Origin of the sequence: uncultured Candidatus Kuenenia sp. (genome assembly GCF_900696675.1) — a bacterium.
GTDB lineage: Bacteria > Planctomycetota > Brocadiia > Brocadiales > Brocadiaceae > Kuenenia > Kuenenia stuttgartiensis_A.
In genome coordinates, this window is sequence record NZ_CAADGZ010000107.1 from 1 (window position 1) to 11,969 (window position 11,969).

At 41.5% G+C, this 11,969-nt stretch carries 15 protein-coding genes; 5 read left to right on the forward strand and 10 right to left on the reverse strand.

The window, feature by feature from the left end; all coding sequences use genetic code 11:
- Positions 1–156: 156 nt before the first annotated feature.
- The 9 genes from QZT26_RS13465 to QZT26_RS13505 all read right to left on the reverse strand — a co-directional run bounded on the left by QZT26_RS13465 (position 157) and on the right by QZT26_RS13505 (position 5,153).
- Positions 157–471 (reverse strand): hypothetical protein, encoded by a 315-nt coding sequence (locus QZT26_RS13465; RefSeq protein ID WP_295102816.1) that lies wholly within the window; start codon positions 469–471, stop codon positions 157–159.
- Between the two features lie 150 nt (positions 472–621).
- Complete coding sequence (locus QZT26_RS13470; protein ID WP_295102818.1) at positions 622–1,575, reverse strand: PDZ domain-containing protein; 954 nt, start codon at positions 1,573–1,575, stop codon at positions 622–624.
- 4 nt (positions 1,576–1,579) lie between these two features.
- Positions 1,580–1,948, reverse strand: coding sequence for a trypsin-like peptidase domain-containing protein (locus QZT26_RS13475; protein WP_197705292.1), 369 nt, complete (start codon positions 1,946–1,948; stop codon positions 1,580–1,582).
- A gap of 144 nt (positions 1,949–2,092) precedes the next feature.
- Positions 2,093–2,275 (reverse strand): hypothetical protein, encoded by a 183-nt coding sequence (locus QZT26_RS13480; protein WP_205713292.1) that lies wholly within the window; start codon positions 2,273–2,275, stop codon positions 2,093–2,095.
- Positions 2,276–2,336: 61 nt separating this feature from the next.
- Complete coding sequence (locus tag QZT26_RS13485; RefSeq protein ID WP_261341718.1) at positions 2,337–2,465, reverse strand: hypothetical protein; 129 nt, start codon at positions 2,463–2,465, stop codon at positions 2,337–2,339.
- The gene (locus tag QZT26_RS13490) at positions 2,462–2,968 is read right to left on the reverse strand and encodes an Hsp20/alpha crystallin family protein (protein WP_099326914.1); all 507 of its coding nucleotides are present in this window, start codon (positions 2,966–2,968) and stop codon (positions 2,462–2,464) included. The genes QZT26_RS13485 and QZT26_RS13490 overlap by 4 nt, the downstream gene beginning before the upstream one ends.
- Positions 2,969–3,092: 124 nt before the next feature.
- The gene (locus QZT26_RS13495) at positions 3,093–4,130 is read right to left on the reverse strand and encodes a YfdX family protein (protein WP_157820803.1); all 1,038 of its coding nucleotides are present in this window, start codon (positions 4,128–4,130) and stop codon (positions 3,093–3,095) included.
- Positions 4,131–4,298: 168 nt separating this feature from the next.
- On the reverse strand, positions 4,299–4,709 hold the full coding sequence (locus tag QZT26_RS13500) for an Hsp20/alpha crystallin family protein (protein WP_099326916.1): 411 nt from the start codon (positions 4,707–4,709) through the stop codon (positions 4,299–4,301).
- A gap of 21 nt (positions 4,710–4,730) precedes the next feature.
- Positions 4,731–5,153: an Hsp20/alpha crystallin family protein gene (locus tag QZT26_RS13505; RefSeq protein ID WP_099326917.1), complete on the reverse strand. Its 423-nt coding sequence runs from the start codon at positions 5,151–5,153 to the stop codon at positions 4,731–4,733.
- 424 nt (positions 5,154–5,577) lie between these two features.
- Here QZT26_RS13505 and QZT26_RS13510 point away from each other — a divergent pair, with 424 nt between their 5' ends.
- The 5 genes from QZT26_RS13510 to QZT26_RS13530 all read left to right on the forward strand — a co-directional run bounded on the left by QZT26_RS13510 (position 5,578) and on the right by QZT26_RS13530 (position 10,641).
- Positions 5,578–5,973 carry a PAS domain-containing protein gene (locus QZT26_RS13510; protein ID WP_099326918.1) on the forward strand — a complete coding sequence of 132 codons (396 nt, stop codon included), beginning with the start codon at positions 5,578–5,580 and terminating at the stop codon, positions 5,971–5,973.
- A gap of 120 nt (positions 5,974–6,093) precedes the next feature.
- Entirely contained in the window at positions 6,094–7,374 is a 1,281-nt protein-coding gene (locus QZT26_RS13515) for a dihydroorotase (protein ID WP_157820806.1), read from the forward strand.
- Positions 7,368–8,048 (forward strand): NYN domain-containing protein, encoded by a 681-nt coding sequence (locus QZT26_RS13520; RefSeq protein WP_099326920.1) that lies wholly within the window; start codon positions 7,368–7,370, stop codon positions 8,046–8,048. The genes QZT26_RS13515 and QZT26_RS13520 overlap by 7 nt, the downstream gene beginning before the upstream one ends.
- Positions 8,032–8,436 carry a VanZ family protein gene (locus tag QZT26_RS13525; RefSeq protein WP_099326921.1) on the forward strand — a complete coding sequence of 135 codons (405 nt, stop codon included), beginning with the start codon at positions 8,032–8,034 and terminating at the stop codon, positions 8,434–8,436. Before QZT26_RS13520 ends, QZT26_RS13525 begins: the two co-directional genes overlap by 17 nt.
- A gap of 174 nt (positions 8,437–8,610) precedes the next feature.
- A complete protein-coding gene (locus QZT26_RS13530) occupies positions 8,611–10,641 on the forward strand; it encodes a tetratricopeptide repeat protein (RefSeq protein ID WP_099326922.1) in 2,031 nt (676 codons plus the stop codon).
- Here QZT26_RS13530 and proB read toward each other — a convergent pair.
- Positions 10,638–11,780, reverse strand: coding sequence for a glutamate 5-kinase (gene proB / locus QZT26_RS13535; RefSeq protein ID WP_099326923.1), 1,143 nt, complete (start codon positions 11,778–11,780; stop codon positions 10,638–10,640). The genes QZT26_RS13530 and proB overlap by 4 nt on opposite strands.
- Positions 11,781–11,969 lie beyond the last annotated feature (189 nt).

Consider the following 11,969-nt stretch of genomic DNA (forward strand, 5'->3'; position numbering starts at 1 on the left):
AGCCTTTTAAAGCATTTGTATCAACGGCTAAACTTTTCCAATCGTTTGGGAAGAAAGTTCTTAGAAGATCCCAATCTTCTCTCATCATGGCTTTATCCTCCTATAGAGTGATTAGCGGGATAATTAACATAAAAATACCATGATGAATAAAATTTGTCAATAAAACAAGTTAGCGCTTATGGAGGCAGCACCTGGACCACCGTTGAAAACAAAGGTCACCGGCCGTGGGTAATCATGTTGTTCGTCAGCGGTATAACTGATATAAAAAATCCTGCTGACTGGCTTTGCCTCCTTATCCGTTATGGTCAGCGATGCTGCGGTGGCAAAATACTCCAGTGTTTTATCCGCTGTCGTCAGAGTATGTTGGGTAACGGCCCTGTTCGATGCGTCAAGAACACGCTCTTCGGCCTGCTGTTTTTCCACCTCAACCTTCTTGTTGTCTGGCACACCCAATACAATAGACGTATACATAAAGCAAACACAAATCAGCGTAAAGGCTGATATTGTGAATCGATTAGTGCTTCCTAATGTGTTAAACATTTTTAACCTTGTTCTAATGTAATCCATGGAAAAAGGCAGTCAAATCGACCGATCTTTTGAAATGGCATGATTCGGTAAAACTTACCAACTTAACACCACATACTGCTGCGCATTGCCTCTCCGAAGGAGCAGCAGTATACTTTTATCATCGCTGCTCTTCTCGACCGCACGCTTGAACTCGGCAGCATTTTTCACGGGTTCGCGATCCACCTGCATAATCACAGTGCCAGGCTCAATGCCTGCCATTGCAGCAATAGATCCTGGTCTGACTTCCGTGACCACAACACCTTCCCCCATTTTGACTCCAAATTGTTCAGCCAACTGCGGGGTTAGCGTTTGTACCGTCAGACCAAGTTTCTCGGCGCTTTGCGACGAAGTCTGTGCAGCCAGTTTTTCTCTGGTGAGCTTGCCGATTGTCACAGTAAGCGTCATTTGTTTTCCTTCCCTCAGGATAGTCAACTCTTCCGTGCTGCCCGGCCGAGTGAGTGACACTCTGTTACGGAAACTGCCGACATTTGTTACCGGTTCCCCGCGATATGCAATGATTATATCCCCTTGACGCAACCCTGCCATATCAGCCGGTGAATCGTCTGAAACCTGAGAGACAAGTATACCCTTGACCTGTTCAACACCGAACGACTTTGCAAGATCAGCGGTAAGCGGTTGAATCACAATACCAAGGTAACCACGCGTTACTTCTCCTTTATCGATCAACTGATCGGCGATCTCCCTGGCAAGATTGATAGGAATCGCAAATCCCACACCCATATATCCGCCACTGCGGCTGAAGATGGCTGTATTGATGCCTACCACCTCAGCATCCAGATTGACCAGTGGACCACCAGAGTTACCGGGATTAATCGCTGCATCTGTCTGGATGAAATCTTCATAATCGTTAATACCAATACTCGTACGCCCCTTGGCGCTCACCACACCTACGGTGAGGGTATGACTCAGTCCAAATGGGTTGCCAATGGCAACAACCCACTCCCCAACCTCCAGCTTGGAGGAATCACCCAGTTTTGCCGCCGGCATACTGCTAGCCTTGATTTCTATAACCGCCACGTCTGACTGGGGGGTCCCGACCTGTAATTTTAGCGTTATATTCAGAACCATTCTGGAATTGCACCCGGATAGTATCAGCATTTTCCACAACGTGATTATTAGTAAGGATGTATGTTTTGTCAGACAGCAATCCGTCCTTTACCTCGAACACAAATCCGGAACCCTGTCCAATAATACGGTGTTCACTTTGAGGTTTATCAGAAGGCGGTGTCCGAGGAATACCGGGGAATGGTTCACCAAAGAAACGTTTGAAAAACTCATCCCCAAAGGGCCATGAATCGCCAAAGGGTAACCGAAACCGTGTTCTCGCCGAATCAGATACTTTCGATTCAACCTGTATCATTACTTTGTTAAAATAATATGCAAAACAACCTTAATTCCCTCTATTTAAAAGGATTTATGCTTTGAAAAATCCTTGATTAATACCATACAATAAGTAGGATGCCGAACGCAAAGGCATACAAAATATATCACTTTATGAACGGTTTCAGTGGTTTTTAACAAAGTAATGCTGTATGAAAACCACAGATGGCGATACTTCCCGTGCCACAGATGCAAAGGCCTTACCGGTCTGGCGCAGGTCTTTAATACCGTTGTCTTCTAATGCATAGGCTGGCATTACACTAAAACAGAAAAGCGTTACGTGCAGCATCATTAATTTTATCTTCATCGTATTCTCCTGCATCCTTAATTTCTATTGCTACCGTTGCCGATCTTAATCAGTTTAAAAACTAATCTTGCAAACCTCTCTTTACATAAATTGTCTCCTCTTGCCCATAAATTTCGCCTATCATGGAGGCGCTGTCATTACATAAAAATGCTCCAATAAGCGCCTCCATAATAACCAACAACAACATCATTCTCCCTTTATTTCAATCTTACGCACATTTTCCTGCGCTTTTCCACTCTTAGGCAGATTGATTTTCAACACCCCTTTTTTGAACGAAGCCTTCACTTTTTCCTGGTCAACTTCACAGGGAAGTTGCAGAGAACGGTAAAAGGATCCGTAACTTCGCTCTACATGATAGTACTCTTTGTCCTTTTCTTCCTTTTCCTGTTTCTTCTCCCCTTTAATAGTGAGCACATCGTCTCTTAAAGTAATTTCAACATCATTTTGATCCATTCCCGGCACTTCTGCGATAATCTCAATTTCTTTGTCATTTTCACTTACATCTATCTTCGGTGAAAACTCGGCGAATCGCTCTTCCTTTAATGGGAGGGACGGGAATCTGTCAAACCCTCTGAAGAAATCGTCAAATAATCGGTCCACTTCTCTCTGAAGGGTCGCTACAGGGTGTTGCAGTCCTGATAGTGCAGGCTGCTGTTTTCTTCTATTCCAGGTTATTAAATCTTTCAAGGCCATGGTCGACCTCCTTTCTTATCAATTAAATGTTACATGAATGTACAAAACTTTTTTCTGCATGGTACAATAAAAATCTGAAACAGTCGGGGGAAACAGGACCTTGCAGTTCCTCACATATCAACCATTATTTCTTTCTCTCCTGAGTTTGCTCAGTCTTCTCTTCAGTGTGAGCTTGACCGGTTTCTTTGCTAAACAAATTGACTGCCCGCTCCCAGAACTTGCGAATCTTAGATGCCGCTCCTTTTTCTTCAATCTTTGTCGTCAGCTTGGTGATATCATCCTCAAGCTGTTTCACAATTTTCTTAGCCTCCTCGTCTTCCAGCAGTGCTCGGTATGTTCCCAACTGGATTTGAGCCAGTCTCAAGTTGTCCTGTGCAGCTTCGTGCTTACCCTCTTCAACCATGCGCTCAGCCAGCCTTAACGCATGCTGTACTTCTACAAGCGGATTGTCTACCTCATGGAAAACGAGCTTTACACCTTTCGTCTGCGCAAGGGCCAACTGGACCAGTGCTTCGTCCGGCTTTCCCTTGTCCAATAAAGACTCTGTATGGTTCAATTTTCGCTCAATATAGCTGAGGTCTACAAGCACAGATGTATAAATGACATCAACATCTGCAAGTCGCAGTCCTTTAAGTGCCGCCTCCTTCTCCTTGGCGTCAATGATCGGTTCTACAATTTCCATAGCGATAGTGCCCTCATATAAGGCAATCTTGTCGTCCTGGACCTTGTCAACCTCCCGATAAACCACTTTACCGCTGACATCTTTCACCGATGTCGTCACCGTAGTAACGGGGAGTAATTCCCTCACAACCTGCGTCAGCCTCTGAGCATTCTTGATCTCCGGTTTTGCAGCTTCGGGGTTCTGATCGATGAGACTTTTTGCTGCATTGTTCAGATGATTGACGATACGCGAAGTCAAGAGAGATGCTTGGTGCTTATCCTGCGCAGACAAAGCGCCTTCAGTGTACCGTTCTACGGTTGTCTGATAGCGTTTACCACTGCCAAACGTGATGTATGATTGATCCCGCTGCTCTCCGCCACCCAATGCCTTTTCTGAGGCGATGACAGTCGCGCACATAAAAAGAGAGAGAGCAATTAATGCAACCACACCAGAAATTACTGTACCTTTTCGATCATGAAAAAACTTACGAATTACGTTCATTTCTTTCCGTTTCTCCTTTCTCATACTAAAAAGTAATATATTATATTACGACATTACGACATAATATTACGACAAAAAATCCTTCCGTATTCGTTAATACACACAGGCTGTTTCTCATCTCACCTGGCGTTAACCGCTTCAATCAACCGTACGTCACGCCACTCTCTGTTATCCTATCTGAATCTTCTTTGGTTGTGCTTCCGGCGCCTTTGGCAGTGTCAGGGTCAATACACCGTCTGCCAGTTTTGCATCAATTTTTCCCGTATCAATGATATTTGATACGGTAAATTTCCTGGTATAATGACCTACATTGTACTCGGTATACACCGGATTAAGATGTTCATACGGCGTAAAGTCTATTTTTGCATCAACCTCCAGGACATTATTTTCCAGCACGACATTTACATTTTCCTTTTTCACACCCGGGACATCCATGGTGACGACCAGACTTTTATCGGTTTCAACGATATCCGTCATGGGAATATAATATTTGCCTTGCACCGTTTTCTCTCCCTTATATTCTGTTTTTTCCGGTTTCTGACTTTCAACCGTTGCTACTTCCTTTGTTTCATTACTCATACCATCCTCCTTTCAGGGTTATTATTGAATTGCAATACGTTTTGGTTTCTCTGACTCCGCACGGGGCAGAGAGATTACCAGAAGGCCATCTATATACTCTGCTCTGACCTGATCAGATTCTACGTTAACCGGTAGTCTCAATGTCCTGTCAAATTTGGATGCAGTACGCTCAATACGGTGGTAACTGACATTTTCGCCGTAGTCGATCCTGCGTTCTCCGGATAGCCGTAATATGTTGTTTTTTACCTCTATGTTCAGATCCTCCTTCTTTACCCCTGCTAATTCTGAAACGAGCACCAAATCGCCATCTTTTTCAAAAATATTCATCGGCGGATACACCCCTCTACTGGTCGTAGTATTCTCAAAAAAACCCGTGTCGCGCGCCAGGTCCATTGCCTCCTGAAGCCCTAATAATGTTTCCAATGTCCTTGATAATGGTAACATGACAAATCCTCCTTTCAGTTTCAGAAAAAATCAAATTACTTGACACATCAAAAATAACTCAATACATTTATACAAGAAAACCGGTTTTTCCCTTTCTGACAATGCTTATCGCAACAAATGTGCCAAATTATATAAGTTATTGCTATTTCTAATGTTAGTATATTCTGTCTGTAGAAAAAACATAATATTCCGGGAAAATGGGAACGGTTATTCCCTTTTGTGTGGATTTATATTCCCAAATCAGTTATCATTGTGCGTAAAGACGATGTACTCTTGTGTCAAATGATGGGTAATATCAAAATTATGTGTTCTGTGCTAATGCAGGATGCATTTAAATCGATATACAAGAAACAACACACAATATTATGTTATGACTGTTTGGGAAATACTTGTCTCACTCACCTAAAATCTCATCAATGCAGGTATGAATAAAAAAAAGAATTCTGTTCAAAAATGGCTCGTTCCGTATAACGGCGATAAGACCGATGTTCCGCCTTATTTCTTTACCGATGATGGAAGCATTGACAAATCTATAATAGATAACCTTGATTCAGATGTTATTCTTTTGGACAGAGATCTCAACATTGTACTGATGAATAAGGCAGCGGAAAAGACATGTGGTGTGAGTTTTCACGAAGTAAAAGGTACCAACTATATGGCGTTACGACTGAAATCCTTAGAACAAGAGCTGTCAAAGAACTTGAATAATGTCCTTCAAACGAAGAAAACCTTTAATATTGATGTAAGGACGACCATGATATACACCCATACGATCAAAATCCAGACCATCAAAGAGGTAAAAAGTCCGCTCGATTTCTGAGGAATTCTATGTAGACCAATTAAGGTGCATATCAACCGTTTCAGAACCTACTCTGATAGAAAGGGTATGATCACTGGATGGATAGAAAATAAGAACCTTTACTATTTCAGATTACACAAAATGAATGCATTATTAATAAAAGGCGGTTATGTAGTAGACCCTGCTTCCGACTTTGAAGGATACGCTGACGTTCTTGTAAAAAATGGGAAAATAGAGGCGGTGTCACCCAATATTACCACCAACCCCTCTGTCAGGATTATTGATGCAACGAATAAACACGTCATCCCAGGTCTGATAGAGTGCCATGTTCATTTTCGTGAACCAGGGCTTGAATACAAAGAAGATATCAGAACAGGCTCACGCGCCGCTGCAAAGGGCGGATATACGACAGTGATTTGCGAGCCCAATACAAACCCGCCTATCGATTCCCCCGCCATAGTGGATTTACTCACGGAAAGAATTTTAGAAAAGAGCATAATAAAAGTGTTTGCCAAGGCATGCATTACAAAAGGTTCATTAAGTGAAGAGTTGACGGACATTGCCGCCCTTGCTAAGAATACCCGTATAAAAGCATTATCGGACGACGGCAATCCGGTATTCAACGATGCTTTAATGTGCAAGGCTTGCGAGCTTTCAGTACAACATGCTATTATTATTAGCCCACATTGCGAAGACTCTCCATTTTATTTGAATAAGATAAAAGACATTCCCGGCGCAACCCGTTTCCCAGGCGAACCTTATTCACACGAAACCGATTTTGCCAGGCGTGACATCCGTTTTACGGAACAAGCAAAAGGCCGTCTGCATATTTCCCACATAAGCCTGAAGGATACCTTGGCAGCGATACAACAAGCCAAAGAAAGAGGCATAGGAAAATTCACTTGTGAAGTGACCCCCCATCACTTATTATTGGACAACAGCTTCCGGGATAAAGACGGAAATATGCCCAGGACAAATCCTCCCTTACGGTCCCGTATGGACGTGGAAGCCATGCAAAACGGCTTGGCAAGCGGTATTATTGACGTCATCGCAACAGACCATGCCCCGCACACCGACGATGATTTAAAAAAAGGCGCTACAGGCTTTGTGGGACTCGAAACCGCCCTTGGCGTATTGCTTACTAAACTGGTACATACCGGTATCATTACTTTTAAGGAACTTATCATAAAAATGTCCGTCAATCCTGCACGCATCTTTCAAATAAACGGCGGCAGTCTTGCTGCCGGCATGCCGGCAGATATTACCATAATAGATAAAAACAAGGAATGGACGGTGGACGTTAACGTTTTTGAATCAAAGGGCAGAAACTGCCCCTTTCACGGATGGAAACTAAAAGGACAGGTTTTGACTACTATTGTTAATGGAAAGGTCGTTGTTGATAACTACAAAATAGAATGCTAATCATTATTGACGGCTATAATCTTATCTTTTCCGTGCCGGAATTGGAAAAACATGTGGAAAGGAATTTTATTGAAGCGGTGCGCGATTATGTAATATCCTTCCTCTCACAATACCGGCAGGAAAAGCACTACGATATAATCGTTGTATTTGATGGCACCTATTCAGAAACAAGCTTACCGAGAAGACTGGTTTCCGGGGGGATAAAAATAATTTATTCCAAAACGGGCGTCAAAGCGGACACCGAAATCATGAACATTGCCAGCCATGTGAAAAATCCGAAAGACGTATGTATTGTAACCTACGATAATGAAATAAAAAGACATGTTAAAAAATGCGGCTGCCGGATTTTGGACCCAAAATCACTGTACAGAGAAATCTACGATGTACTCTTTAAAGAGAATAACCAAAAACCCTCAGAACCTGAAAGTAAATGGAAAGGACCTACAGAAGGTGACGCTAAATCGTGGGAAGGCGTTTTTAAGGAAGTCACCCGTGAAGAGGTCGATTTCCACATAAAAAAAACCGGTTTGGCAAACATAAAGAAAAAACAGGTGCAAGTAACATTTGAAAACACCTGTAAAAATGAACATCAGGAAGACTCTCTCCCTGACAATAATACACAATACTGGATTCGCCTCTTTGAAGGATTAGAAAACAATGACCAAAAAAATTAAGATTCACTGGGGTATAAAATGTGCACTGGCATTTGGGTATGCATACGGCATTTATGTAGCATCATCCACAGATACCTCTTCAGTCTCCTTGCCAAACCATATCGACAAACTTATCCATTTTGTTGAATATGGGATATTATGTTTGTTCGTCTGCTGGGTTGTTTCTTCCTTTCAAATCAAATCCGCGAAGATGTTTTATCTGTTAGCCTTCGGTATAACCTCATTGTATGGTATGTTCGATGAATTCCACCAGTCATTCATCCCCCATCGTTCCGCGGATGTACTCGACTGGCTGGCGGACACTGCCGGTGCGGCTACGGCATGTTTTCTATGGCATGTTTTTATCCGTAAAAATAAGGCCAGCAACCGCTTATTGACAGACAGATAATAGCCTTTAGTACCTTATCAGTAATTTCTTTGCACACTTCCATTCGTCAGTGCGTGCTTTTTGGCAAAATATTTAATGGTGAAATACGAATATTTAATTTTTTTATCTGTGCAATTTATGTAATCTGTTGTTCCGCCTTTCGTAATTTTTTCCAGGATTTCGCGAGTTTTTTCAATGAACGCCAGGTATTTAAAGTTTGTTTCTCCTGCCATCCTCATTTTTCTATCGGGATTTTTGTATCTCAACTCATTGCATAACGATTTTGTTTATGACGACGCATACATCATCAAGGAAAACCACTTCATTACCTCACTAAAAAATTTCCCTAAATTATTCCATAAAGATTATTTTTATGTTTCCGGAGAACTCAGTTACCGCCCTATCGTCACCATAACTTATTTTATTGACCATGCATTGTGGAATCTTAAACCCTTTGGCTATCATTTAACCAATACGGTACTCCACACCATCAACGTATTCCTATTTTTCCTCTTTACTAAATGTATTTTCAAGAACCTTCGGCAGGCTTTCATCGCTACGCTGTTCTATCTATCGCATCCTCTGTTAACGGAGACGGTTAATGCAATTTGTTACCGGGAAGATATACTTGTTTCAATTTTTTTCCTTTTAGCGTTTATTTTATTCCTGAAAACAAAAAACCACAGGCAAAGCCACACAAATAGCCACTTTACCCTTTGTTATTTTCTCTCTTGTCTCGCATACCTCATCGCCCTTTTTTCAAAAGAAATGGCGATTACATTCCCAATCCTTATTGTAATCTTCGATCTTTTGTTTTTATCTCAAAACGAAAAAAAATCTGATTCCTTAGCCCCTCTTGCAAAAAAAGTTGCTCGTTTCATGCTCTTTTACAGCGGATATATTTTTGTTACAGGTGTCTATATCTTTCTGAGATTTTTTGCCCTCAGTAATAACTTAAAAACGATAGAAATCTATCCAACAAATATTGCCACCATGACAAAGGTAGTGGCATATTATCTAAAACTTATTTTTTTACCTGTCCCCCTTAACGCGGATTATTACGTACCAGGGCATTTATCTTTTACGTTATCGTTATTTGTGGCTGCCTTGCTGATTACGTGTTTCGTTGTTATTTTTGTACGTTTCTTACGAAGGAATAGATATGTCATTTTTTTTATTTTATGGTTCTTTATCACACTTTTGCCGGTGCTTGGCATTATCCCCATCGGCAACATTATGGCGGAAAGGTATTTGTATGTGCCGATAATCGGCCTTTGTTGCACAATAAGCTATTCCTTTTTGAATAGAAAATTGTCTTATCCTATTGTTGTTGTTTTTGGCGTTATTCTGCTCTGTTTTCAAATTGGAGTGATACACAGAAACCGTATCTGGCGTAACGACGCTACACTATGGTTTAACACATTTCAAAGAGAACCGAAAAGCGCCAGGGCATGCGGCAACCTGGGCAATGCATACTTTAATAACCTGCGGTATGAGGAAGCAATCAAAATGTACCGGCAGGCGCTTGCCCTGGAACACAGCTATCCATTTATCCATTTTAATCTGGGGGCGGCTTATGAGAAAATTAGCCTTGTTGACAAGGCAATAGAAGAATATAAAGCGTCCATCTCAAATCTTAACGATAATACGCTTGCATACAACAATATTGCTATGATCTATGATAAACGAGGACGCCATGATTTGGCTGTCGAAACCTATCTCCTTGCATTAAAAGATAATCCCTATGTACCTTTCGTACACAACAATCTTGGGAATACCTATGAATACACCGGCAACAAGGAAAAGGCACTCGCTGAATACAGGGAAGCGGTAAAACTCGATAACAATTATGCGGACGCCCATAATAATATGGGCGCTGTTTATCTGAAAAGCGGAAACGTTGATATGGCCATTCGTGAATTTGAAAAAGCCATTTATTCAAAACAAGGGCATGTTGATGCGCATTACAATCTGGGAATTGCGTATGCGTCAAAAGGCCTTTTTAAAGAGGCGTCGGAAGAACTAAAACTTTCCCTTCAATATAATCCAAACGACTATTCCGTATACAGGGACCTGGGCGTATTATATTATCAGCACTTTAAAGATATCGATACGTCCCTTTATTATTTAAATGAATCAATCCGCCTGGCGCCGAATCTCGCAGAAAAAGAAAAGGTCGGCAATATAATAAAATCAATTATGACAGCAACTATTGACGCCCCTTAAATCAAAACCAGGTTGTCCCGATGAATAACCTCATCATAGGATTTATAGCCCAGAATCTTGTGAATCGAAGAGGCGCGGCATCCCTTGATTTTTTCTATCTCCTCAGAAGAATAATTGGTTAATCCTCTCGCAAAAACGCCATCATTTTCACCTTTACAAATCGAAACAATATCTCCTTTCTCAAAACCGCCTTCAATCGAAACAATGCCGGATGCAAGAAGGCTCTTCCCCTTCTTCGACAGGGCAGAACAGGCGCCTTCATCAACGAATACAACGCCTTTCGATTTCTTTGAATACCCTATCCATCGCTTTCGGCTTGTCAGTTTTTCATTTTTTGGAAGAAACAACGTCCCGATATCCTCATACTGAAAAATCTTTAGCAACACATTTTCATGTCGCCCGTTGGCAATAATCACTTTTTCACCGGCATTCGTCACAATTGATGCAGCTTCCAACTTGGTACGCATCCCCCCCACCCCTCTCAACGTCTTGGAATTGTAAGCCATTTGTTTGGTTTTATGAGTAATGTGTTCCACTACAGGGATAACATGCGCCCGGCTTTCTCCTTCGGGTTGTTTGTCATACAACCCATCAACTGAAGAGAGAATAACCAGCAGGTCTGCGTCAATAAGATTAGTTACTAATGCGGACAATTCGTCATTATCGCCAAAGGCAATTTCATCGGTCGAAATAGTATCATTCTCGTTTACTACAGGAATCGCATTCATTCGGAATAATGTATGGATGGTATTGCATGTATTTAAATATCTTTTCCTGTTTTCAAAATCTTCCCTTGTAAATAAGATTTGTGCCGCATGATATCCATGCGATTTAAAAAAACTATCATACGTGCTTATTAATTTGCTTTGGCCAATGGACGCAACCGCCTGCAGCTCAGGAAGCGTACCGGGTCTCTTTTGCAACCCCAACTCGCCCATACCGCATCCGATTGCGCCGGAACTTACCACCGTTACATTAAAATTTCTTCTTTTTAACTCTATGACCTGTTCGGCTAACCCTTTTATCTGTTTATTGTCCAAATATCCCGCATTGTCAGTTATCACGCCGGTGCCTATTTTAATAACAATCTTTTTTGTGTCTTTTATGTATTCGTACCGTATGTCTGATATTTCTTTCACAATATTTCCCGTGACGATTTAGATTTTTCGAAAGTTTTTCACCGGATCTTCACTTTTTTGCCTTTTTAATTTTTTCCATAAGTATATCGAGGAACGATTTAAACTGGTCATCTTTTTTCAATTCTTCGTTTATTTTTTTTATCGCAAATATCACTGTCGTATGTTTCTTGTTGCCAAAATAATTCCCTA